Annotated in this window: 17 protein-coding genes; 9 read left to right on the forward strand and 8 right to left on the reverse strand. The window is 64.3% G+C overall.

Annotated elements, in window-relative coordinates; genetic code table 11:
* Nucleotides 1–15: 15 nt before the first annotated feature.
* The gene (locus AC3WUF_RS06710) at nt 16–1,185 is read right to left on the reverse strand and encodes a YheT family hydrolase (RefSeq protein ID WP_492425589.1); all 1,170 of its coding nucleotides are present in this window, start codon (nt 1,183–1,185) and stop codon (nt 16–18) included.
* A gap of 362 nt (nt 1,186–1,547) precedes the next feature.
* Between AC3WUF_RS06710 and AC3WUF_RS06715 the strand changes: the two genes are divergently transcribed.
* A complete protein-coding gene (locus tag AC3WUF_RS06715) occupies nt 1,548–1,787 on the forward strand; it encodes a hypothetical protein (protein WP_492423777.1) in 240 nt (79 codons plus the stop codon).
* Nucleotides 1,788–1,890: 103 nt separating this feature from the next.
* The gene (locus AC3WUF_RS06720) at nt 1,891–4,278 is read left to right on the forward strand and encodes a fatty acid cis/trans isomerase (protein ID WP_492423779.1); all 2,388 of its coding nucleotides are present in this window, start codon (nt 1,891–1,893) and stop codon (nt 4,276–4,278) included.
* Nucleotides 4,279–4,281: 3 nt separating this feature from the next.
* On the opposite strand, the gene AC3WUF_RS06725 is transcribed toward AC3WUF_RS06720, so the two are convergent.
* The 5 genes from AC3WUF_RS06725 to AC3WUF_RS06745 form a co-directional block, all read right to left on the reverse strand.
* Entirely contained in the window at nt 4,282–5,196 is a 915-nt protein-coding gene (locus tag AC3WUF_RS06725) for a hypothetical protein (protein ID WP_492423781.1), read from the reverse strand.
* Nucleotides 5,193–6,476 (reverse strand): cardiolipin synthase, encoded by a 1,284-nt coding sequence (gene cls / locus AC3WUF_RS06730; RefSeq protein WP_492423783.1) that lies wholly within the window; start codon nt 6,474–6,476, stop codon nt 5,193–5,195. The genes AC3WUF_RS06725 and cls overlap by 4 nt, the downstream gene beginning before the upstream one ends.
* 191 nt (nt 6,477–6,667) lie before the next feature.
* Nucleotides 6,668–8,095: an alpha,alpha-trehalose-phosphate synthase (UDP-forming) gene (locus AC3WUF_RS06735; protein ID WP_492423785.1), complete on the reverse strand. Its 1,428-nt coding sequence runs from the start codon at nt 8,093–8,095 to the stop codon at nt 6,668–6,670.
* The gene (gene otsB / locus AC3WUF_RS06740) at nt 8,092–8,829 is read right to left on the reverse strand and encodes a trehalose-phosphatase (protein ID WP_492423787.1); all 738 of its coding nucleotides are present in this window, start codon (nt 8,827–8,829) and stop codon (nt 8,092–8,094) included. The genes AC3WUF_RS06735 and otsB overlap by 4 nt, the downstream gene beginning before the upstream one ends.
* A 657-nt stretch (nt 8,830–9,486) precedes the next feature.
* The gene (locus AC3WUF_RS06745; protein ID WP_492423789.1) at nt 9,487–10,479 is read right to left on the reverse strand and encodes an alpha/beta hydrolase; all 993 of its coding nucleotides are present in this window, start codon (nt 10,477–10,479) and stop codon (nt 9,487–9,489) included.
* A 385-nt stretch (nt 10,480–10,864) separates the two neighbouring features.
* Here AC3WUF_RS06745 and AC3WUF_RS06750 point away from each other — a divergent pair, with 385 nt between their 5' ends.
* From AC3WUF_RS06750 to AC3WUF_RS06760, 3 genes are all read left to right on the forward strand, one after another.
* Nucleotides 10,865–12,163: an MFS transporter gene (locus AC3WUF_RS06750; RefSeq protein WP_492423791.1), complete on the forward strand. Its 1,299-nt coding sequence runs from the start codon at nt 10,865–10,867 to the stop codon at nt 12,161–12,163.
* 80 nt (nt 12,164–12,243) lie between these two features.
* A complete protein-coding gene (locus AC3WUF_RS06755) occupies nt 12,244–13,038 on the forward strand; it encodes a dienelactone hydrolase family protein (RefSeq protein WP_492423793.1) in 795 nt (264 codons plus the stop codon).
* Nucleotides 13,039–13,101: 63 nt separating this feature from the next.
* A complete protein-coding gene (locus tag AC3WUF_RS06760) occupies nt 13,102–13,446 on the forward strand; it encodes a HopJ type III effector protein (protein ID WP_492423795.1) in 345 nt (114 codons plus the stop codon).
* Between the two features lie 57 nt (nt 13,447–13,503).
* Here AC3WUF_RS06760 and AC3WUF_RS06765 read toward each other — a convergent pair whose 3' ends face one another.
* On the reverse strand, nt 13,504–14,880 hold the full coding sequence (locus AC3WUF_RS06765) for an MFS transporter (protein WP_492423797.1): 1,377 nt from the start codon (nt 14,878–14,880) through the stop codon (nt 13,504–13,506).
* Nucleotides 14,881–14,885: 5 nt separating this feature from the next.
* Nucleotides 14,886–15,872 (reverse strand): dipeptidase, encoded by a 987-nt coding sequence (locus AC3WUF_RS06770; RefSeq protein WP_492423799.1) that lies wholly within the window; start codon nt 15,870–15,872, stop codon nt 14,886–14,888.
* Nucleotides 15,873–16,015: 143 nt separating this feature from the next.
* On the opposite strand from AC3WUF_RS06770, the gene AC3WUF_RS06775 reads away from it, so the two are divergent.
* The 4 genes from AC3WUF_RS06775 to AC3WUF_RS06790 all read left to right on the forward strand — a co-directional run bounded on the left by AC3WUF_RS06775 (nt 16,016) and on the right by AC3WUF_RS06790 (nt 23,721).
* Nucleotides 16,016–18,394 (forward strand): S9 family peptidase, encoded by a 2,379-nt coding sequence (locus AC3WUF_RS06775; RefSeq protein WP_492423801.1) that lies wholly within the window; start codon nt 16,016–16,018, stop codon nt 18,392–18,394.
* Nucleotides 18,395–18,618: 224 nt separating this feature from the next.
* A complete protein-coding gene (locus tag AC3WUF_RS06780; protein ID WP_492423803.1) occupies nt 18,619–19,200 on the forward strand; it encodes a TetR/AcrR family transcriptional regulator in 582 nt (193 codons plus the stop codon).
* A gap of 52 nt (nt 19,201–19,252) precedes the next feature.
* A complete protein-coding gene (locus AC3WUF_RS06785) occupies nt 19,253–21,283 on the forward strand; it encodes a prolyl oligopeptidase family serine peptidase (protein WP_492423805.1) in 2,031 nt (676 codons plus the stop codon).
* 41 nt (nt 21,284–21,324) lie between these two features.
* Nucleotides 21,325–23,721: a TonB-dependent receptor gene (locus tag AC3WUF_RS06790; protein ID WP_492423807.1), complete on the forward strand. Its 2,397-nt coding sequence runs from the start codon at nt 21,325–21,327 to the stop codon at nt 23,719–23,721.
* The last annotated feature ends 33 nt before the right edge of the window (nt 23,722–23,754 follow it).

Below are 23,754 nucleotides of genomic sequence, written 5' to 3' on the forward strand. Positions count from 1 at the left end.
TTTTTGTAGCTCTTTTTATGGACGGTTCAATATAGCTTGAGACGCCTCGGGCGCGGTGCTTGGTTGCGACGGCAGTGGCCCGAGGGCATTGCGCCGACGCAGTTCGCTGTCGGCGGCAATGAGATAGCCGGCCATCAGCCGGTTTGCCCACGACCGGGCGAGCCAGCCCTCGAAGAAGGCGCAATGACTGCCACGCGCCGCGCGCACCAGCAGCGCATCGGGAATGCCCTTGATGCTGTCCAGATGATCCAGGGCATTTTCGATCACGCAGACCGGATCGTCGTCGGCATTCAGAATCATCACCGGGACGCTGATGCCGGCGAACACACCCATCGGATTGGATCGCTGCAGATAGTCATCAACGCTGGTACAGCCGGCCATCTCGTAGAGGTTCTGATGAAACTCGCTGAGATCGCGTGCCGCCAGACAGGCGTCGTAGCTTCCCAGATGGGCGAACGCCGTCGAGTGCGGCTCAAGGAAATGCCGCCTGAGGCGTTTGGCCATTGCGCGGCTGTAGAACGGCTGCGCGCGCGTCCAGGCCACGCTGATGTCGTAGCCGGGGCAATACGCAACGCCCGCCTGGATCAGCGACCGCGGGCCTTCTTCGCCGAGATAGCGCACCAGCAAACCCGAGCCGGCTGAGGCGCCAACGGCATACAGCGGAGACATCGGGAACTCGTCGTGGATGCGCCGCAACTGCTCGCGCAGATCGTCGGTGCAACCCATCGTGTTGACCCGTGGCGCGGTCAGCGGCAGACCGCCATGGCCGCGGCGCGTACACAGCACGACACGCCAGCCGGTCGCCTTGCGCAAATCGCCGGCGGTGACACGCATGGTCTGCGCATCGCCGGTGACGGTGTGCAGCAGCACGAGGGTCGGCGCGTCGGCGGGAAGCCCCAGGCCCAGCCAATCCAGCGCCGTGGTACCGCCGTCGCGCATCGTCAGGATGTCGCGGCGCTCGTAGCGCAGCGGCGGCGCGATGGCCTCCTTCAGCAGCAGCCAGATCAGTTGCAAATGCTGGTTGTAGAGCCAGGGCGTCGGACGGTAGACCTGCCGCAGCTGATCGAGGCGGTCGACAACCGCGTGGTTGAACTCGGACGGCTGGAAATCGATGCGTGGCCGGCACACCGCGCGCAACCGGTAGTGCGCGAGCCACGTCGCGAGCAGCAGGCTGAAACCGATCATGACGCTCACTGGTAGCTGGATCCCTCGAATGAAGCAGCTTGGGCGCCGCAGCGCGGGCGATCCGCGGTTTGGCCATCGTGGGGCCTCAAGCAAGTAGCTTGCCCGGCAGAAGCGAACGCACGAAGCACCGCCGACCTGCAAGGCGGCAACGCTTTCGCGCGCGGCTGGTTGGTCTGGGCGTCGGTGAAGTCATCGGCCAATTTGCACGGCACCGAAAAACCACGATCTGCGGATTCCTGCGTATTGCACGATGCGGATAATTATTATCGTTTAAAAACAACCAGATAAATCTGGCCCGATAATTGATTTGTAAATGTCATCGGCGCCCGAAGGGAGCGCGCCATTGCTGAGCGAGAGTATCCATGAGCTTGAGACTGAAGATTCCGGCGCTGGCCGAGCGAGTGCTTCGCGGCCATACCGAATTCAGGGATTGCGAAGTTCCGGATCTTGCAAACGACATCCGTCGCCCCTGCCCCGACTGCGGCGCAAGGCTGCACCTCGATACCTCGGCAGGAGCGGATGAATCTCCATTGGGTGCCGCGCTGCGCTTCTATTGCTGCGGCACCTGTGGCGGAAGCTGGATTCTGACCGTTCGTCACTAACCCATTTCTCCGAGCGGCCTGCGTCCGCGACAGCGCTTAAGAACACATCAACAAAAACATCGTTGTCATTCGGCCGTCTCTGGTCGTGCCTGGGGTCCCGCTCATGAAATGCATTTCTTCGCTCCGTCGTCCGGCGGCCGGCTGCCTTGCCGCCATCCTGCTGCTGGTGTTGAGCTCCGCCTGCTCGGAGCGGCTGGTGTATCCCGATGTTTCGCCGCCGGACGAGACCTCATCGACGGAACGGACCCAGACCGTGTCCTATCGGAAAGACATCCAGCCGATCTTCGAGAACAAGTGCGTCGCCTGTCACGCCTGCAACGACGCGCCCTGCCAGCTCAAACTCGAAAGCGCGGACGGTACGCGGCGCGGCGCCTCGAAGCTGCGGGTCTACGACGGCACTCGCGCCGAGGATCTCGCACCAACCCGGCTCGGCATCGATGCCGTCTCTACGGCCGACTGGCGCAGCAAGGGCTTCTTCTCGGCTCAGTACAGCCCGGAAGAAACCGAAACCCCGCAACAGGCCTCGCTGATCAGCCGGATGGTCGAGCTGGGTCACCGGAATCCCTGGCCGCCCAACGGCAAGCTGCCGGCCAGCGTGGAACTCGGGACTGAGCGCACGAACGAATGCCCCACGCTCGACGAATTCGACCGCTATGCGAAGAAGCGCCCCGAGCAAGGCATGCCGCTGGGCGTCGCCGGACTGACCGAGCTCGAGTATTCGAAAATCCAGACCTGGGTCGATGAAGGCAGCCGCGTCGAGCCTTCCCTGCTGCAGACGACGGCGTCGGAATCGAGCGCCGTCGAGCAATGGGAGCGTTACCTCAATCGCGACGGCGCCCGCGAGAAGCTGGTCGCGCGTTACCTGTACGAGCATCTCTTCATCGCGCATGTCCACTTCGGTACCGACAAGCCGCATTTCTTCGAGCTGCTGCGCTCACGCACGCGCAGCGGGCCCATCGTGCCGGTGGCCACCGTGCGGCCCAACGACGATCCCAACGGAACGTTCTATTACAGATTCCGCCTGATCAGCGAAACCCTCGTCGAAAAGACCCACATCACGTATGCGCTGAACGATGCGCGCATGCGCCGCTTCGACAAGCTGTTCTTCGCCGGCAAGTGGGACGCCGGCACGCTGCCCGGTTACAGCGACGCCGAGAAGGCAAACGCCTTCATGACCTTCGCGGCGATCCCCGCCGGCGCGCGCTACCGGTTCATGCTCGACGAGGCCGAGTACTTCGTCCGCACCTTCATCCGCGGCCCGGTCTGCAGCGGGCAGATCGCCACCGACGTGATCCGCGATCACTTCTGGACCTTGTTCGAGAATCCGGACACCGATCGCTACGTCAACGACGCCGACTATCGCCAGAAAGCCACGCCGCTGATCGGCGTGCCCGGGCAGGATTCCGATCTCACCGGCATCGCCTCGGAGTGGAAGAAGTACAACGAACAGCGCAACCAGTACGTGGTGCTGCGCCAAGAAGAACTCGCCCGCACCCAGCCGAACGGAGCCGGCTTCGAGAACATCTGGGACGGCGACGGCTGGAACCGCGTGGCGCTGCTGAGCATCTTCCGCCACTTCAACAACGCGGCCGTCCGGCGCGGCCTGATCGGCGATGTGCCGGACACGATCTGGATGATGGACTATCCCCTGCTCGAACGCAGCTATTACCAACTGGTCGTCAACTTCAACGTCTACGGCAGTGTTTCGCATCAGCTGAAGACGCGCCTGTACTTCGATCTGATCCGCAACGAGGCCGAGTACAACTTCCTGCGCCTGCTGCCACAGTCCGCGCGCAATCCGCTGCGCGAGCAATGGTACGCAGACGGCGGCGACGAGAAGTGGTTCGCCGAATACGCCCCCGCCGACGATCGCGTGCCGACGCGCATCAAGTATCAGGGCGGAGATGCGAAGCGCGAGTTCGCCAGGCAGCTGTATCAGCGCATGAGCCCGATCATGGGGCCTGCGGACACGCTCAACCGCTGTGAAAAAGGCAATTGCGCCGCAGAAGCAGACAGTGCCGCAACGCGGACCGCGAACGCAGCCCTGCGGCGCCTGACCGCGAAGCCCGCGGCGCAGCTGCCGGTCATCAAGCTGATGCCCGAGCTGAGCTATCTGCGCGTCACGGCGCCGAACGGCGAACGACTGATTTACTCGCTGCTGCACAACCGCGCCCACAGCAACGTTGCCTTCCTGCTCAACGAAGAAGGCCGCCTGCTGCCCGAGAAGGACACGCTGACGGTGACGCCCGGCGTCATGGGCAGCTATCCGAACTTCATGTTCGACGTACCGGTTGCCGAGATGGATCGTTTCACCGAGTCACTGTCGAAGGTGACCGATGCGCGCCAGCTGGAGGCTGTGGTCCAGATCTGGGGCGTCCGCAGGACACGGCCGGACTTCTGGGAAGTCTTCCATGATCTGACGCGCTATCTGCAGGAGACGGATCCTGTGCAGGCGGCGCTGTTCGACATGAATCGCTACGAGAATCTCTGAAGACTAAGCGCTGGGCGAAGATTGGGATGAAATCCGGGCGTCGAGCACCTGCTGACGCCGGATTTCCTTGCGCTTCATCTCCAGGTATTCGTCACGCTCAAGTTCGTGCAACTGCCGCGGATAGCGCTCGGTGCCGCTGTACCAATCGTTGAGGCGCTTTTCGACCTGCTCCGACGAAGGCGCCGTCAATGCGCCGAGGTAGGCCTCGATCGCCAGGTAGTAGCGCATCGTATTCCGCTCGATCACGCCGCGTGTACCGGCAACGTAAACCGGCGATCCGTCCGCTGACGAACCGGCACGGCTGAAGCCGACCTTGTCGCGCCCGATCGTCGCAAGATATCCGCGTGTCGCCACGCGTGCCATGACGCTGCTGCGGTAGGCATACGACAAGTGCAGGAAGCTGCGCTGGGCATCCAGCGCCACGAGTTCGAGCGTGATGCGATAGTCGCTGGTGCCGAAAGGCCCCTTCGCCGAGTGCAGGCTGGTCTGCAGGTAATCGGCGCTGGCGATGCCTTCTTCGTACTGAAACTCGAACTGCTGCGCATCCGCCACGGGCTGGTCGAACTTGCGCCCGACGCTCAGCGTCAACTTGCTGTCATCACTGCCGGACGGCCGGCACTGCTTGACGTTCTGATGCAGGATCAGAATGTCGCACCATCTTTCGATGCCTTTCAGCGCAGGACCGACGGTCGCGTACGGAAGATCGATGCGCGCATAGATGTCGCCCGCGAGCCGATCCTCGCGGTCGCTGGATTCCAGGTGGACGGGTCTCTGGAACGGGTTGCTGTCGAGGCTCGCTGCGAGGACAGCATGCCGTGACTTCAAGGCCGCGGCATCCTGTGCGTGAGCTGCAGAGGCAGCGGCCAACAGCAGCGCGGTGGCGCCCCCGACAAGCATCGCCAGCGTCGAACGGATCATAGCCAGTACGCTCCTATACGTGCGAAGCGCTCCTTGAGCTTCAGGAGCAGGGAGCGCTTCCGCCACTCGTCGAGTGCTATCGCATCGGACTCCTTGAGATCGGCAGTGAACGCCGCCTCCACCTGGCTTGCGAACCCATGCCCCAGGATCACCGCGTTGACTTCGTCGTTGTGCAGAAAGCTGCGCCAGTCCAGATTGGTCGAACCGATCGTGGACCACGCGTCGTCGATGCAGATGACCTTCGCGTGCATGATGGAGCCGCGTCGTTCGTAGATCTTGACGCCGCTGCGCAGCAGTTGTGAGTAGTAGGAACGCCCAAGGTGGAAGATCTGCCCGGAGTCGGTCTTGCTCGGCAACAGGAGCTTGACGTCAACCCCGCGGCGCGCGGCATTCTTCAAGGCATCGAGCAGTTGCGGGTCGGGTGCGAAGTAGGCAATCGTCAGCAGCACTTCCCGTTCGGCATGTTCAATCGCCGACATCAACGTCAGGTAGATCAGGCTTTCCGGATCGTCTGGCGAGCTGCCGATGGCCCGCACAATCTCATTGCCCTGCGTCTTGACCTCCGGGAAGTAGTTCCGCCCGACCAGGGAATCGCCTTTCTGCTTGGTCCAGGTTTCGATGAACAGTTTCTGGAACTCGGCGACGACGGGGCCTTCGATCCGGATATGCGTGTCGCGCCAGCCCTCGTTCGCCTTGGCCGGCGTTGCGCTGCGCGAGGAACTCTTCGCGGGCGAGCTGGAATAGGTATTGCTGATATTGATGCCGCCGACGAAGGCAACCCTTCCGTCGATGACCAGCAGCTTGCGATGATCCCGGTTGTTGACCAGCCAGGTCTTCGCATTGTCGGCCAGCGGATTGACGGGATTGAACTCGACGACCTTGATGCCGGCTTCACGAAGGCGATCGAAGAAGGCTCGAGGGGTCGTCAGGCTGCCGACGCTGTCGTAGATCAGGTTGACCTGCACCCCGGCGGCCTGACGCGCAATCAAGCGCTCGGAAAACCGCGCCCCGACTTCGTCATCTTCGAAGATGTAGGTCTCGAGATTGATGTGGTCCTTGGCCGCATCGATGGCGGCGAACATGGCCTTGTAGGTTTCGGGGCCGTTCTGCAGCAACGTGAGCTTGTTGCCGAGAACGAGCGGATTGCCCGCGTTGAGCGACTGCTCGTAGGCCAGATGCCGGTCGAGAAGATCAGACGCACCGCTGCCGGCTTCGATGCGCGAGATGATCTCGGCACCCTTTCTCGCGGAGACCAGACCTTTGGAGCCCTCGAAATCCACCTGCCCCGCAGGGGCTTTGATGCTGCTTGCATCCGGAAGCGTGGCGCATCCCTGGAGCATGAACAAACCTGCTGCAATCAGGGACACCCGGCGCCCGGAAGTCATGGCCGGCGGTCATCCTTGCCGGCAACGGCTTCGCAGGGAGCGACGGCACTCGTGGCCCGCGTGCGTCGAGCCTGGCCGGCGCCTCTTCACGCGGCCATCCGTCCTGCCGGGACGTCGCCGCTCAACTCTTGCAGATAGTCGTGCTGCCAGCGATGCGAGTCGAGCTGACGAAGTCCGCGCATGAGTTCTTCATGCCGTTCGCGTCGCTCAGGCAAGGGCATGACACGGGCCCTCTCCAGGGCATCGGCAACGGCGTCGCTGTCGTAAGGATTGGTCAGCACGGCGGCGTCCATTTGCCTGGCGGCGCCGGCAAATTCCGACAGCACCAGAACACCGGGATCCTCGGGGTCCTGAGCCGCGACGTACTCCTTCGCCACAAGATTCATCCCGTCCCGTAACGGCGTGACGAAGCCGATCTTGCTGGAGCGGTACAGCGCAGCCAGCGTCGATCGCGACAGCGGGCTGTTGATATAGCGCAGCGGCGTCCAGTCGTAGCGGGAGTAGCTGCCGTTGACTCTGGCTGCTGCACGCTCCATCTGCTCACGGAAGTCGTGGTAGGCCAGCACTTCGCCGCGACTGACCGGGGAGATCTGCAGATACTCCACCCGGCCATGCGCACGCGAATACCGTTTCAGGAAACGCTCATAGGCCTCGACGCGACGGATCAGGCCCTTTGCGTAATCAAGCCGATCGACGCCGATGATCTGCGTCCGCCCGCGAAGCTCGGCCTGCATCTTTCTCACGGTCCGCAAGGCCTTGCTGGATGTGGCCATCTCGGAGAACGTATCGACGTCTATTCCGACCGGATACACGCCGGTACGCAGTGTTCTACCGGATACCGAAGCGCGCCAGACCTCGCCCGACGGCTCAAGGGCCAGTTTGAGCACTTTGTCGAAACCCTGATGAAGACGTTCGAGGTCTACCTGGGTTTGCACTCCAATCAGGTCGTAGTCGCAGAGTTGCTGCATCAAGGTGCGATGCGATGGCAAGGTCACCAGAAGATCGTGCGCCGGAAACGGAATGTGCAGGAAGAATCCGATCTTCTGCCGGCATCCTCGTGCACGAAGCATCGATGCAAGCGGGATCAGATGGAAATCGTGAACCCAGATGACGTCAGCCTCATTCAGCATCGGCGCCAGGGCATCGGCGAAACGCTCATTGATGCGCAGGTAGGCGTCGTAGTCTTCCCGATGGTAATGGACAAGGTCGGGCCGAAAGTGAAACAGCGGCCACAGGCAGCCGTTCGAGTAGCCGTTGTAGTAAGCGTTGTAATCCGCGGTGTTGAGCTCAAGCGTGGCAGTCTCGAGCCCCTCGTTGCTGTCGAACTGCAGTTCCTGGCGCGGATTGGCGGAAAGCTTGCCGCCAAACCCGAACCAAAGGCCGCCGCGCTCGCGCAGCGCGTCGACCAATGCAACCGCGAGGCCGCCGGCCTGGGGGGCATCGCGAATGGGGCCGATCCGGTTCGATACTGCAATCAGCCTTCGCGCCGACACTCGATTCGAGACCATGGTCATGATTCCTGCCGCAGCTGCATGAGCGATTCGCAGATCCACTGATGGACGGCGGCGACATCCGGCAGGCGGTAGTGCGCACTGCTGTCGCCGATACCGACCTTCACGCCGTGCCCGCCGGCGGCCTGCACTGCAAGAAAAGCCCCTTCGTCAGCGAAGTCGTCTCCGACGAATATCGGCACCCGCCCGGAAAATGCCGGAGAAGCCAAGATGGACTGGACGGCCAGACCTTTGCTGACGCCTCTGACCCGCAGCTCGATGACGCAATGTCCGTTGAACACTTCAACGTCGGAAAACATCGCGGCAACCTGCTGTATGCGTGTCATGCATTCCGCCTCCGCCGCCGGGTTGTCCCGGAAATGGGCGGCCAATGCGAAGGTCTTGTTCTCCAGCCAGACACCCGGCAAGTCCGTCAGGATGGCATCGATGGCGGCGACGAGCGGCTGCTCCAGCGGCGCCACGACCGCGGTCGTGGTCCCACCCTTGGCGACGCGCACTTCGGCACCATGCGCGCCAGCGCCCATCAGCTGCAGCGGCGCCAGGTGACTGTCCACATCGGACAGGCGACGTCCGGTCACGATGGCAAGCGCGGTTCCAAGAAACTTTTCCAGTTGATGGAGCCAGCCCGCGAGCCCGGCAGATACGGACACTGCATCAGGATGCGGTGCGAGCTCGACCAGGGTGCCGTCGAAGTCCGACATGAACGCGGTTTCGGTGCTGAGCAGCGGTGGCTTCATTGCAGTGAGGTCTGTGGGCATCGCGATCTTACTTTGCGGTAGCTGCATGAGACGCAGCTGAACGGCGCAGCGATGCAATCCCCTCAAGAACGCCGTTCGCGCGGCGTCAGACCGCCAAGGCTACCGGGAGGAAACATCTACATTTTTCCGCGCCAGGCCTGACTAGAATCGGCGCCGCATTTTGAGCTGTCGATACTCCTCTCCGAGTCGCGACCCTCGGCAACCAAACTGTCTTCATCTATTAGGCGCGCGTTAATCGAGCGCTGTCAGCATCGATTCATGGCTTTGGGAGAATGATCGTGGCGCACAGAATTTGGATACTGGGGCTTCTAGCCGCTTGGACGATCTCAGCCAATGCCGGCCATACCGTCGAACCCGCTGGCCCCGTCACGACGGATCTTCGAACGACGCTGTCCGATCCCGCACCGATGCGGACGGTCACCCGAAGAGTGCCACCGAGATCGCACGACGAATGCCTGGCGGACAACGCAGGCGTCAAGGATGTCGCCTATCAGCGCTGTAGATACGGATACACGCTGATACCGGCAACGATGACAACAACGCAATTGCCGCAGTAGCGATCGAAGCGGGCTGTCGATCGCTAGGCTCAAGCACCATCGGCGCGCGTGGCTTCAGCCGCCGACGCGCCAGACCGGATCAGGCGGCCCTCGCCCTTGATGCGATTTCTGAGATCTCTGCGGCGATCTCGCGGATCCCCTCGTCCGCGGCCTTGCAGATACGCGGCATGAAGAAGAAGCCGTGCGGCATGCCGACATAGTTGAGATAACGCACCTGCACGCCAGCCTCGGATAGACACTGGGCGTAGCGCGAGCCGTCGTCGCGCGCCGGATCCAGATCCGCGGTGATGATCAGCGCCGGCGGCAGCTGCGCGTGGTTCTCGGCGAACAGGGGCGACAGCAGCGGATCGGTCAGCGCAGCCGATCCGCGATAGTTGTCGATCAGCTGCACGAACTCCTTCTTCTGGAATCCCGGCGGGCCGTAATCCGTCGACGGCGACTGCAGTGTCGCGTCGACGCAGGGGTAGATCAGTGTCTGATGGCAGATCGCCGGTCCACCCCGACGCGCATTCAGCACGCACAGCGCGGCGGCGAGATTGGCGCCCGCGCTCTCACCGACGATGGCGACACCCGCGGCAGGCACGGCGCCCAGAGACGTATCGCTTGCCAGCCACTGCAGGGCGTCGTAGCAATCTTCCAGCCCGCCGGGGAACTTCGTCTCCGGTGCGAGCCGGTAGTCGACGGACAGCACAAGACAGCGCGCGGAGCGGCACAGGCTGGCGCAAAGATAGTCCAGCGTATCGACACCGCCGGTGAGCCAGCCGCCGCCATGCAGGAACAGGACGCGCGGCGCATCGACGTTCAGCTGCGACGGGCGATACTCCTTGAGCATCAGCGGGCCCGATTGCGATGCGATGTGCCGGTACGACGTCGCCACGTCCGGCGGCAGCGGATACGTCATCCAGCCAGCAGCCTTGTTGGCCTTGCGCTTTGCCACCGGCTGCCCGGCGATCTGTTGCAGGGTGTCGCCGAGACCGAGGCGTGCCGACCATGCGGCGAACGCCATCAGCGCCTTCAGACGCAGGCCGATCAGCCCGCGCGCCGGTTTTACATAGCCACTCGTTGCGTTCATGGCGCTTCTTCTCTCAGCCGACGCGACGCGGCGCTGCGCATCGCGCCAGTATGGTGCCCGCAGTTCGATGCGCACAAGGCATATCTGCTGCAGTCGCGGCAGCTGAGCGAGGGCGACAGCGAGCCGGTGTCGGCACCGACGCCAGCTTCGAGCGGCGACCCCGCGGCGACGCGCCTGCTGTCGATCCGCGAGCGCGAGGTGCTGGTCCGTGCGCGGGCGCCGCACATCCTGAGATGAGCGCAAGGCCCTCCCGATAAGGTAGGGGCGCGGCGCGCGCCATGCGACTAAGTTGCCGGGATGCATATCCCTCCCTTTGCGCCGCGCGTTTTGCACGCCCGCGCTGCCGAATCCATCGTTGGTGGAGCCGCCCTTGTTTGAGACATCAATGCCGCTGTCTCGGGCCCCGCTGGGATCGATCGAGCCGATCGTCCACACCCAGTGGTCGCGGATTCTCTGGCTGACCGTCGTGCTGTTTGGCGGCGGCCTGATGCGCATGGCCTTCGGGCCGCTGCAGGAAGCGGTTAAGCTCGATCTTGCGCTGAGCGATTTCCAGATCAGCCTCATCCAGGGCATCGCCATCGGTTTGCCGATCGGCCTGTTCTCGCTGCCGGTCGCCTGGATCACCGACCATGGCAACCGCATTCGCCTGCTCTCCGCGCTGATCGCGATCTGCACGATCGGCACCGTGTGGACCGGTTACGCCGAGACCATCGACACCCTGTTCGTCGCCCGCATGCTCGCGTCGCTCGGCGCCAACTGCGCGCTGACGGTGGCCATCTCGCTGGCCGCCGACCTGTGCCCCGCGCACAGTCGCGGACGGGCGCTGATCGTGCTGGCCTTCGGCGCGGTGTCCGGCATCGCGGCCGGTTATGTCGTCGGCGGCGCCCTGTTGCCGGTGTTCGAACAGAACCCCATCCAGTGGCTCGCCGGTCTGCCGGCGTGGCGCCAGATCCACATCGTCGTCGGCATCGCCGGCGCCGTGTTGCTGCTGCCCTTGCTGGCGACCCGCGAACCGCTGCGCCATGAAGTGCAGGACGCCAATCCGGCGCTGCGCGCGACCTTGCGTGCGTTGTGGAGCCGGCGCGGTTTCCTGATTCCGCTGTTCGCCGGCCATCTCGGCGTGGCGATGGCCGACACCGCCGCGACGATCTGGGCCGCGCCGGTGCTGATTCGCAATTTCCATCTCGAACCCAACCAGTTCGCCGCCTGGATGGGCGGCATCATCCTGCTCGGCGGACTGCTGGGTTCGGTGATCGGCGGCTTCGGTGCCGATTGGGGTCATCGGCTCAATCGCCGCGGCGGCATCCTGATCGCGGCGGTCGTCGCGACCGGCGTCGGCATTCCGACCGCGCTGTATCCGCTGATGCCGACCGTCGTCGGCTTCGCGGTGATGCTGTGCCTGCTGCTGATGGCCGGCTCGGTGATCAATATCGTCGCCTCGACCGCCATCGCGGTGCTGATCCCCAACGAGGAGCGCGGCTTGTGCATGGCCTCGTTCGGCATCATCAACTCGGTGATCGGCCTGAGCCTGGCGCCGACGCTCGTGACGCTCGGCAGCACCGCGATGGGCGGCGAGCATCACCTCGCCGCGTCGCTGACGATCATCGGCGTTGTCACCGGTATCCTGTCGCTGATCGGCTATCTGCTGGCGAGCAGGAATGCACCGCTGCGCGTCGTGACCTGAACGCAAGGCTGTCGCTTCAAGACGATGCTTTGCCGCAGGTACGCTTCTCCATCACCGGTTCGCCCTCGAAAGGACTCTCCATGACACTCGATCGCTATTCGAGTTTCGACTTCGAAGAGGGCGGGATTGCGCGCCAGGTCTTTGTTCGCGGTGAAGGTCCGGCCGTCATCGTCATGCATGAGGTTCCCGGCATCCATCCGCTCGTGCTGCGCTTTGCCGAACGCATCGTCGAGGCCGGGCACCGCGTCTATCTGCCGAGTCTGCTGGGCGATCCGGGCCGCGAGGTCACGCCTGGCTATGCGAGCGCGCAGATCTTCAAGGCGCTGTGCATCCGCCGCGAGTTCGGCGCCTGGGCCGTCGGCCAGTCCGGCCCGATCGTGGATTGGTTGCGGGCACTGGCGCGCAAGGCCCATCTTGAATGCGGCGGCCCCGGCGTCGGCGCGATCGGCATGTGCCTGACCGGCAATTTCGCGATGGCGATGATGACCGAGCCTGCGGTGATCGCGCCGGTGCTGTCGCAACCATCCTTGCCGGTCGCGATCGGCGCGCGTCGGCGTGCGGACATCGGCTTGTCGGCGGAAGAGATCCGCGTCGTCCAGCAACGGCTGCAGACCGAGAACCTCAGCGCGATCGGCATGCGTTTTCACGGCGATCCCATGGTGCCGGCGGAGCGCTTCGCAACCTACAAGCGCTGCTTCGGCGATCGCTTCGAAGCGATCGAGATCGACCCAGCCGACGCGCAGCCCAATCCCGGCGCCAAGCCGCATGCCGTGCTGACGATCAATCTTCGCGACGACGATCCCACCGGCCCGACCAAGAAGGCAGAAGCCCGGGTCATCGAGTTCTTCCGTCAACGCCTGCATGCCGCTGCGTAGCGTGTGCGCGCGGAGGACCGATCGAGCCATTAAACTGCGCGTCCCTACGCAATCCAGCTCGTCATGTCTCTGAACGCATTTCTCCAGCAGCTGCGCCAAACCCCCGCGCAGATCGAGTTCGCTCAAACGATCGCGGCGATCGAAGCGCACTACGAATACACGCCCACCGCCTTTCGCAATGGCGAGGTGCTGAATGCCGCCGGCCAGAACGGCGGTTCCTGCAAGATCTTTGCGTTCGCCAAGCTGCAGAACCTGGACGAGGACGAAACCCTCGCCTGCTTCGGCCGTTACTACCGCGACGACGTGCTGAAGAATCCGGACGCGAGCGACCACCAGAACATCCGCACGTTCATGCGCTCTGGCTGGAGCGGCATTGCCTTCGAGGGCGAAGCGCTCAGGCTGCGCTGAGCCGCAGCGCGGCGGCGCCCGCACTGCACTGCTGCGGCGACCGTGGGTTCGCGGCCGTCAGTCCTTCCGTGCAAGGCCGTCACGCTCGGCCAGCGCCTTCTGGACTTCCTCCGTGCGCGCACGCGTCAGCGGATAGTTCCAGATGATGATCGCCGAGCCGAACAGGCCCAGCGCGGGAATGACGGAGCTGACCAGCTTGATGCCCAGCGCGCCACCCGCGGACTGCACCGATGCGGTCGCATCGAAGCCGAACAGCCCGACCAGCGCGATGCCCGCGGCCGTCGTGACGCTCATCAGCGACTTCTGCATGAACGCAACCATTGAACCGTAGAGTCCACCGTGGTCCTGGCCGGTATGCAGCCGGCCATAGTCGACGATGTCGGCAGACATCGTGAGCACGATGACATAGCCGATCAGGCAGAACGTGCCCGTCGGATACAGGACGAAGATGAACGGCAGCGCGAATTCTCCCGGCGACAGCAAGGCCAGCGAGCCCAACGCCGTGCCGCAGCCGATCAGCGAGATCGCCCACACGCGATGCCGCTCGTAACGCGCGGCCAAGGCCGACCAGAACGGAATGCCGGCGACGGTCGCGAGCAGGGAAACCATCATGATGGCGGGAAACTGCTGGCTCAGTCCCAGGTAGGTATCGATGAAGAAATAACTGACGCCGCTGGACAGCTGGCCGAGCACGCAGAACGGCAGGAATGCCGCGAGCAGCCACAGCAAGGGCTTGTTGTCGCGGACGGCGGCAAAGACTTCCTTCGCGCCGAAGCGAGCAGTCGCGACAGGTGGTGCCGCCTGCCCCGCGTGCACCCGCAGCACCAGGATCGCGGTGGCCAGCGGCAATGCCCACAGACAGATCACGGCGGCGAAACCGAGCGTGCGGAAGTCGATCTCCGTGCTGTCCGAGTAGCCGAACTTCACGGCCAGGAACGGGGTTGCGAAGAACAGCATGGGCCCGGCGATCATGGCGAAGGCACGCCAGGCCTGCACTCTTGCGCGCTGGGCATAGTCGGTGCTGAGCCCGTAACTCCAGGCCTGCAGCGGAATCTCGATGACCTTCCAGCCCAGATACGTCACGGCGGACCAGATACCGAAATACCAGATCGTCACACCCGGCGGTGGGCGCATCAGGAACCAGATGCCGACGACCGAAATGATCGAACCCGCGATGGTCCAGCTCCTGCGCGTGCCACTGCGCGCGAAACTGCGGTCGGACAGGTAACCGATCAGCGGATACGTGACACCGTCGAACAATCGCGTCAGCAGGATGGCGACCGCCAGAGCCGACAGCGAAAGACCGGCATGCTTGGCGTAGACCGCCTGAATCTGCGCCTCCGGCCCGTGCATGATGCCGAGCACCACGCTTGGCAGTACGAAAGCCAGCAGGACGCTGCGGCGCAATGGGGTACCGCTTTGGATCTGGTTCACCGGGCTCATTTCCAGACTGCGCGGGCGACGCGCAGGTTGTTCGCGCCGAGGAATCCTTGGAGATCCACATCGCTCCAGCCGGCGGCGAGCAAGTCTTCGGCGATGGCGGGAATGCGCTCGGGCTCGATCATCTTGATGCCGGCGCCGTAGCCGAGCGCCGGCGGGAAGGTCCGCGGATTGCTGGTGACGTAGTCATCCAGTTCCTTGCTGTCGAAGACGTAGTCGAGGCCGATGCCGACGTGCTGCGGACCGACGAGGTCCGCGACATATTGCACGTGCCGTACATAGGTCTGCGTCGTGTTGTCGTTGTGGCCGAGAAAGATGCCGATGCCATTGACGTTGATGACGCCACCGGTGGCGGCGCAGGCGCGGATCATGTCGTCGGTGATGTTGCGTGGATGATCGTGGATGGCGCGCGGATTGGAGTGCGAGAAGATCACCGGGCGCTGGATGTACTCCATGGCCTCGCGCACCGTGCGTTCGCCGGTGTGCGTGCAGCACAGCAGCATGCCGGCGTTCCTCATCTCGTCGAGCACGAGCCGGCCCTGCGCGGTCAGGCCGATGTCCTCGTCCTGGCAGCCGCCGCCGAGCTTGTTGTTGCGGTTGTAGGCGAGCAGCATCCAGCGCACGCCGAGCGCATAGAGACGCGAGACGACCGCCGGATCATCCTGCACCGGGATCGCACCCTCGACGTCGAAGAACACCGCGAGCTTGCCTTCCCGCTTGGCGCGCTCGATGTCGGCAACACCGGCGCCGATGATGTACTCCGCCGGCCGCGCCGCCAGCCACGAGCGGAAGGACTCGATCATCTCGAAGGGCCGCTGCGGTTCGCAGTCGCAGCTGACATTGAGGATCACGACACTCGCGCCGGCCGCTTTGTGGCGCGCGATCTGCGGCAGGAAATCCTTGTCCTCGGGGCGCAGGGGCATGCAGGCGTGGTTGTCCCACACGATGCTGCGTTCGATGACTGCCTTGATGTTGTCCAGACCCACGAGCCTTGCCTCACAATCGAATTGAAACGAGCCGGTGGCGGGCGCCAGAGCGCCGCCCATTGCTTGACGTTGCACGAATAATACAACAATGTATATAAACAGAGGACGTTGTCCTCAGACAATCGATGGAGCCGCTTGATTCCATGAGCATGCATGAGCGGTACACCGAGGCCGAAGGCCTGCTGCCCGCCCTCGCCGCCGCCAAGATCCGCAACGCGGCGCCGGCCATTCGCTGGATCGAGGATCGTGCGGAATGCTGGTACGCGCGCGACAGCGCCGAGGGCTGCGAATGGGTCGTCATCGACGCCGCCTCCGGCCAGCGCCGCCCGGCCTTCGATCATGAACAGCTGGCGCAGGCACTGCGCGGCCTGGGGCACGAAGCGGCGGCGAACAAGCTGCCGATTTCGGTGACGCACATGGGCGCCGATTCCATCGAGTTCACACATAAAAAGCAGCGCCTGCGTTATCCGCGCACCGGCGGCGAGCCGACGGTGCTGGGCGATGTTGCGCCGGCGCACGGTCCGTCGCGATCGCCGGACGGCCGATGGCTGCTGAGTCAGCGCGACGGCAATCTGTGGCTGGCCGAGGCCGGCGGCGAGGCACGGCAGATCACCCGCGACGGATCGCCGGACGACGGCTACGCCATCTACCACGGCAACTACAAGGCCGGGCACATTCCGCGCAGCCGCATCGGCGGCAACGACCAGCCGGCGGGTGTGGTCTGGGCACCGGACAGCAGCAAGCTCATCGTCTGGCGCATCGATCAGCGGCATGTGCAGCCGTATCCGTACGTGGAGAACGCGCCGCATGACGGCAGCTTCCGGCCGAAGCTGCATCTGCCGCGGATGCCGCTGACCGGCGAAGCCGCGCCGACGATCCGCTGGCTGTGCCTCGACATCGAGACCCGCCGGCTGACGCCGCTGGCGTTGCCGGAGGACCAGCTGCATCTGCACCAGGACTGGGAAGCAGTGCGCAGCTGGGCGTGGAGCGCCGACTGCCGCCGCGTGCGCGCAGTGATGTTCGGCGTGCAGCAGCGGGCGGCCTATCTGCTCGACATCGACCTCGCCGACGGCAGCACTCGCATCGTCATCTCCGAGAAAGACGAACCGCGCGTCGAGCTCAATACCACTTCCTACAGTCAGCCCGCCGTCGCGGTTGTCGGCGATCTCGATCGTGTCATCTGGTACAGCCATCGCTCGGGCTGGGGCCACCTGTATCTGTACGACGGCAAGACCGGCGAGTTGCTGAATGCGATCACGCAGGGCGAATGGCTGGTGCGCGATCTGATCGACGTTCACCCGCAGACCGGTCGCGTCCTGTTCACCGCCCAGGGGCGTGAGGGCGGCAACCCTTACCTGCGTTCTCTGTACAGCATCAACCTCGACGGCAGCGAACTGCGCCGGCTGACGCCCGCAGGACTCGATGCGGACATCAATCCCGGTCTCTCGGCAATCTCCAAGAGCACCGAGTTCATCAGCCAGCTGTCGCCGGATCGCCAGCATCTCTTCTATACACGCTCGACGGTTTCGCGGCCGCCACAGACTTGCGTGCTCAACATCGAGAAAGGCAGCGAGCATGTCATCGAAGAGGCCGATGTCTCGGCCTTGCTGGCCGCCGGGTATGCGCCACCGGAGGAGTTCGTCACGCTCGCCGCCGATGGCAGGACCGAAATCCACGGCCTGCTGTATCGCCCCAGAAACCTCGCCGCGGACGCCAAGGCACCCCTGATGGTTTCGCAGTACGCGAGTCCGCTGATGGCGGCGTGCCCGCGCAGCTACGCCACGGCCGTCCTCGGTTTCACGCTGTGGTTTGCGCCAGCGGTATGGGCCGCGCTGGGCTGCGCGGTGATGGTCATGGATGCACGCGGCACGACCGGCCGCAACCGCGCCTTCGCCACTGCGGGCCAAGGCAAGTTGAATCTGATCGGACTCGACGACTACGCCGCGACGATCCGCCAGCTCGGCGAACGCCATGCCTGGCTCGACACCTCGCGCGTCGGAATCGCCGGCGCTTCCTACGGCGGCTACACGGCGATCCGCGCGATGATCGAGTTCCCGGACGTCTTCACCGTCGGCGTCTCCGGCGCGCCGTTGTGCTCGGTGCACAACATGTACCCGGACTATCACTGGACCGGCTGGCATGGCGATCCGGATTTCGGCAATGGCAGCGCGCTGCGGACTGACCAATGCGCGCGCCCGAAGAACTACGAATCGCTCGACGCGACGCGGCAGGTCGATAGGATCAAGAGTCCCTTGCTGATCGTCGCCGGCGAACTCGACGAGAACTGCCCGCTGCCGCCGATCATGCAGCTCTACGCGGCCGCGGTGGAGGTCGATGCGCCGGTCGAACTGATGGTCTTGCCGAATCGCAATCACCACACGATCAATCGCACGCGTTACACCGTCCGCAAGGTGATGGACTATTGCTGCCGTCATCTCCTGCATGAGGCACCGCCGCTGGATTTCCGCTTCAGCGTGCTGCCGCAGTCCGCAGAACCGGACGACAAGCCGACAGCCTGGTAACGGCCTGGCGACCGCCTTTGTAGGGGAAAGTCCCTAGAGAATCCGCGCTCATTTCTCACGAATCCGGCTTGACGTCTCCAGAAACATACAGCATTGTATCTCAATAGAGGACAGCGTCCTCAGAACGAGAGAGCAAGACGATGTCAGCCGCCGAACTGTCGGTCCCTCGCCCCGGGCCCCGCCCCAGTCGCAGCCGCGCGGAGATTGTTGGATGCGCCCTTCGCATGCTGGATCGCGATGGCCCGGACAGCTTGACGTTTCGTGCCGTCGCCCGCGAACTCGACATGACGGTCGGCGCGCTGTCGCGCTACTTCAAGAACCTCGCCGACCTCGAAGACGAAGTCGCGACGCAGGTCATGTCCGAGTTACGCCCGCTGGATGCGAAGAGCAAAAGCAGCCTGCGCGACCAGTTGCTCAGGCTGAGCCTGGACATCTTCGAGATCGCACGCGCACGCCCCTACCTCGTCAAGATTCACGGGCCGGCCAGTGCGGCGGTCGTCGGCCATATGACGCAGCAGTGCATCAAGGTCATGTTGGATGCCGGCATCGACTTCGACCGGGCAATGGCCATCTACTCGCTGATCGGCGCCATGCCGAATGCGTGGGCGATGGCCAGCCAGCGACCGGCCAATCCGCAACAGGAAGCGCTTGCCGGCAAGGCCTACATGGAAAACCTCGGCGAGCTCGCGCCGCAGATGAACAAGCTGCTCGGCGCCGCCACCGGCACGACGCTCTACCGGCGTTGGCTGACGACCTATCTCGATGCCCTGCTGACGCCGCCGGCCAGCGCCGGCAAAGCGCGTTAGGAACTTTCTTTCGCGGCACTCCCGCCATACCCCTTAAACCGATCGATCAACCATGAACTACCCCATCGCCAAGATCACGCCCGTGCCCGTCAGCTTCGGCCGCGTCAGCTACACGGACAACTACCAGTGGCTGGAAGAGGAAACGCCGGAGGCGCTGGAATGGACGGCGCAGCAGGATCGGCTCACGCAGGACTGGCTCAACAGCAACCCCGCGCGCGCCCGCGCCGAGGCATTGATGGCTGCGATGCCGGTGATCGAGAGCAATGATCCGGTGTTCAGCGGCGGACGGTGGTTCCGCAAGCGCACGCCGGCGAACCAGAACATGCACGTGATCGAAGTGGCCGAGGCCGTCGCCGGCCCCTGGCGCTGCATCCTCGATCTCAATGCAATAGCCAATGGCCGCAAGCTGACCGCCGATGGCTTCGTGCCATCGCCCGACGGTCGCAAGCTGGTCTTGAGCCTGGGCGTCAACGGCACCGAGCTCGCCGAGCTGCGCGTGTTCGACGTCGACAGCGGCCAGGTATTGATGGACAGCATTCCGCAGGTCTATGCCTTCTTCGCCGCCTGGCTGCCGGACAGCAGCGGCTTCTACGTCAACGCGCGCGATCCGAATGCGATGGCGAGCGGCTCGAAGATCTACCTGCACGTATTGGGCGCACCGCCGGTGACCCAGGCCGAAGCTTATGAAGCCAGCGCCGACATGATGTGGGTCAAGGCCTCCGCCGACGGCAGGCACATGCTGATGATTGCGGATCACCTGAGCCCGCGCATCGAATACATCCGCGACGTCAGCGCAGGAAGCGATGCTGCATGGCAGCCGTTCCTGAAAGGCGAGACCGCGCAGTTCCGCGGCGACATCATCGGCGACCGCCTGTACGCGGTGACCGACGACGGCGCGCCGTGCGGCCGTCTCGTGTCGATTCCCCTCGCCACGCCGACCGACCGCAGCACCTGGAAGGAGCTGGTTCCAGGATCGCAGAACGTACTGGCGACGCTGCTGGTCGTCGACGGGCATCTGGTCCTGGTCGACCTGGTCGACACCTGGTCACGCATGCGCGTGTTCGATACCGCAGGCAACCTCAAGGGTGAGATTGCCTTGCCGGGCAAGGGCTCCTTGAGCAGCCAGCAGTTCGCCATCTGGAGCATGCTCGACATGGTGAGCAAGGGCGCCGATGGCGACGTGATTTTTGCGTTCTCGTCGCCAGCGCGGTCGGCGGCGCTGTACAAGGCCAACGTCCACACGCTCAAGGTCGAAGCGCTGACCGAGCCGCAGGTACAGATCGACGCCCAGATCCACGATTACGCCGCGACCAGCGCGGATGGCGCGCGGGTTCCGTATCACGTCATTGCGCGCAGCGATATCGACCTGTCGAAGCCGCAGCCGACGGCAATGTACGGTTACGGCGGCTTCCAGGCTGCGGTGATCCCTGGCTGGTGCGGCACCTGGCTTGCTGCCTGGATCAAGGGCGGCGGCGTGCTGGTGCTCATGCACCTGCGCGGTGGCGGCGAACTGGGCCCCGACATGTGGCATCAGGGCCGCCTCAAGCACAAGCAGAACAGCTTCAACGACGTCTATGCGATTGCGGAAGACGTGATCGCACGCGGCATCACGACCGCCTCGCAGCTCGGCGTCGTCGGCGGCTCGAATGGCGGCGTGATGGCGACAGCCGTCGCCGTCCAGCGCCCGGACCTGTTCCGCGCCAGCATTCCGCAGGTGCCGATCACCGACGCGCTGGCCCGCGTGCGCGATCCGATCTGTGCCGCCTCGACGCTGGACTACGGCGATTCCAACGACGCCGAAATGTCGGAGGTGCTGCATGCCTGGAGTCCGTACCAGAACGTCAAGGACGGCACCGCCTATCCGGCGCTGCTGCTGGACGCCGGCAAGCAGGATGTGCGCTGTCCGCCCTGGCACGTCCGCAAGATGACCGCGCGCATGCAGCCGGCCAACGCGAGCGCGCATCCGATCCTGATGCGCGTGCGCGAAGGCGTCGGTCATGGCGCACATGATGTGGCCGGTCTCCGCGCGCAGAGTGTCGACTGGCTGACGTTCTTCATCGATCAGCTCGGCCTGAAGTCCTAAAGCCTCCCCTTCGCAGCGGCATCCCCCCCAGAGGCTGAGTCATGACTATCCCGCGCACTAGCCGTCGCTTGCTGATCGCCGTCCTGCTGGCCGGCGCCGCATGCCGCGCCGGCGCCCAGGAGCCGGCAGTCACCGAGCCCGCATCCGCCGAAACAGCGGCCAGCGAAACGCAGCTGCCGGTCGTGGGCAATGTGGAAGTCATCCCGCTGCGGACCGAGGCTGCCGATGCAGGCGTAAGCGAGGAACGCGTACCCACCCAGCTCGAGGAGATTGTCGTCACCGCGACCAAGCGCGCCGCGCCGGTACGCAACATTCCGGCGACGGTCAACGTGTTGTCCGGCGAAGATCTGGAACGCCAGGGCGTGCAGAGCATCGAGCAGATCGTCAGCCTGGTGCCGGGCGTCAATCTCACCGACGAAGGCACCGGCGGCGCGGCGAAACGCATCACGATCCGCGGCATCTCGACGGCGCTGAACGTCAACCCGACCGCCGGCACGCTGTTTGGCGACATTCCGTTCTCCGATCCGTTCTCTCCCAAGGTGCAGCTCGACCCCAATCCCTTCGACATGGCGACGGTCGAAGTATTGAAGGGTCCGCAGGGAACACTGTTCGGCGGCACCGGATTGAACGGCCTGATCCGATATGTGCCGGAGGCTGCGCAGCTCGATACCTTCCAGCTGAAGTACTTCACGCAGTACAACGCGTATCCGCAGCAAGGCGGCGATGGCTGGAGTTATGGAGCGGCGGTCAACATGCCCTTCGCCGATCACACCGCCGCAGTCCGCCTGATGGGCTTTCACCGCGACGCGCCGGGCTATATCGATGACACGAGAAACGACCGGCAGGACATCAACACCCTTGCGCAAACCGGCTTTCGCGGCAGCTTCACCTGGCTGCCGGCCGATCGCTGGAAGATTTCGCTGATGGGCGCGACGCAGCAGACCGAAGAAGACGATCTGAACTACACCGACAACTACGACGGCAATCTCGAACACGGCGATTCACCGCGACCCAGTCCGTCCGAGTCCAGCTACACGCTCGGCAGCCTGACGATCGAACGTGAGTTCGACAGTGTCGATGTGATTGCGCAGAGCTCCTACTTCAAGAAGCAGTTCGAGATCTTCCTCGACGCTTCGCGCGCCGTCGGCGGTGCATTGCCACTGCTGGCCGGCATTGACGACAACCACAGCGAGGGCATGACGCACGAACTGCGTTTGGTCTCGGCGCCCGGCGACTCGCCGTGGAAGTGGCTGGCCGGCGCGTTCTATTACGATCTCGACCTCTACGACTGCGCCAGCATCGGTGCCGGCGCAAACCTGCCGCTGTCACCGGTGCTTTCCATCCTTGGCAGCCTGCTGCCGCCATCTTTGGATCCGATCCTCGACAGCCTACTCGCACCGCCCTGCCCCGGAAAGCCCGACGCGCTCGCCGACACCCTGGGCGTCGGCACGCTGACCGCCGACATCAACCTCAAGGAACAGGCGCTGTTCGGCGAGTTGACCCGCGAACTCGGCGAGTCCTGGGAAGTCACGCTGGGCGCGCGCGGATATCGCATCGAAACCAGCGGCAGGGTCACGAGCGCCGGCGTGCTGTACAGCGCGTCGAATCGGGGCCAGGTCGTCGACCGCAATGCGCAGGCCAGCGAAGATGGCATCAGCCCCAAGGCGTCGATCGTGTTCCATCCGACCGATGAGCTGCGCGCTTACTTCACCGTCTCACGCGGCTTCCGCTTCGGCGGCCCGCAGCTCTCCGCTTCGACGCCGACCACCGATGTGCCGGCCAGCTACAAGTCCGATTCGCTGTGGAGCTACGAGCTTGGCCTGCGGTCCGACTGGTTCGATCGCTCTCTGCGCCTCGACGCATCGGCCTACCGCATCGATTGGGAGAATCCGCAGATCTACCAGATCTCCAGCGACGGCCTGACCGGCTATATCGACAATGTCGGCGGCGCCAAGGGCGAAGGCGTGGAGCTGTCGATGCGCTATCTGCCGCCGTTCGCGCCGGGTCTGTCGCTGAACACCGCGGTTGCCTGGAACCGGACGGTCACGACCGTCGTGTTCGAATCCCAGCAGGAAGGAACGGTCGCCGTCGGCTCGCCCTGGCCGCTGGCGCCGCGCTGGCAGACGTCGACGACGCTGGAGTACTCGCTGCCGCTGGAAACCTGGCAGTCCGGCATCTCGCTGCGCCACACCTACCTGGGCGAGGCCTGCAACACCATCGACTGCACGGCGCAGGTCTTCGGCTATCGCACGCTGGACCTGAATCTGTTCGCAACGCCCATCGGCGACAGCTACTGGCCGGGCATCAGCGTCAGCCTGAACAACCTGACCGACGAGCGCGGCAACAGCAATATCTCGGTCAACCCGTTCCCTGCGGGTGACACCGTGACCTACATCGCGCCGCGTGCGGTCGTGCTGCGGCTCAGCGGCTCGTTCTGATGCAGGCAAGCTTCAAGGCTCTAGAAGTGCCTT

Source organism: Fontimonas sp. FW305-C-3 (assembly GCF_058783185.1).

Excerpts from the sequence above, each read along its gene's own strand:
- AC3WUF_RS06710 (WP_492425589.1), bottom strand. The coding sequence starts at position 1,185 with ATGATCGGTTTCAGCCTGCTGCTCGCGACGTGGCTCGCGCACTACCGG.
- AC3WUF_RS06715 (WP_492423777.1), top strand. The coding sequence starts at position 1,548 with ATGAGCTTGAGACTGAAGATTCCGGCGCTGGCCGAGCGAGTGCTTCGC.
- AC3WUF_RS06720 (WP_492423779.1), top strand. The coding sequence starts at position 1,891 with ATGAAATGCATTTCTTCGCTCCGTCGTCCGGCGGCCGGCTGCCTTGCC.
- AC3WUF_RS06725 (WP_492423781.1), bottom strand. The coding sequence starts at position 5,196 with ATGATCCGTTCGACGCTGGCGATGCTTGTCGGGGGCGCCACCGCGCTG.
- AC3WUF_RS06735 (WP_492423785.1), bottom strand. The coding sequence starts at position 8,095 with ATGACCATGGTCTCGAATCGAGTGTCGGCGCGAAGGCTGATTGCAGTA.
- otsB (WP_492423787.1), bottom strand. The coding sequence starts at position 8,829 with ATGAAGCCACCGCTGCTCAGCACCGAAACCGCGTTCATGTCGGACTTC.
- AC3WUF_RS06745 (WP_492423789.1), bottom strand. The coding sequence starts at position 10,479 with ATGAACGCAACGAGTGGCTATGTAAAACCGGCGCGCGGGCTGATCGGC.
- AC3WUF_RS06750 (WP_492423791.1), top strand. The coding sequence starts at position 10,865 with ATGCCGCTGTCTCGGGCCCCGCTGGGATCGATCGAGCCGATCGTCCAC.
- AC3WUF_RS06755 (WP_492423793.1), top strand. The coding sequence starts at position 12,244 with ATGACACTCGATCGCTATTCGAGTTTCGACTTCGAAGAGGGCGGGATT.
- AC3WUF_RS06760 (WP_492423795.1), top strand. The coding sequence starts at position 13,102 with ATGTCTCTGAACGCATTTCTCCAGCAGCTGCGCCAAACCCCCGCGCAG.
- AC3WUF_RS06775 (WP_492423801.1), top strand. The coding sequence starts at position 16,016 with ATGAGCATGCATGAGCGGTACACCGAGGCCGAAGGCCTGCTGCCCGCC.
- AC3WUF_RS06780 (WP_492423803.1), top strand. The coding sequence starts at position 18,619 with ATGCTGGATCGCGATGGCCCGGACAGCTTGACGTTTCGTGCCGTCGCC.
- AC3WUF_RS06785 (WP_492423805.1), top strand. The coding sequence starts at position 19,253 with ATGAACTACCCCATCGCCAAGATCACGCCCGTGCCCGTCAGCTTCGGC.
- AC3WUF_RS06790 (WP_492423807.1), top strand. The coding sequence starts at position 21,325 with ATGACTATCCCGCGCACTAGCCGTCGCTTGCTGATCGCCGTCCTGCTG.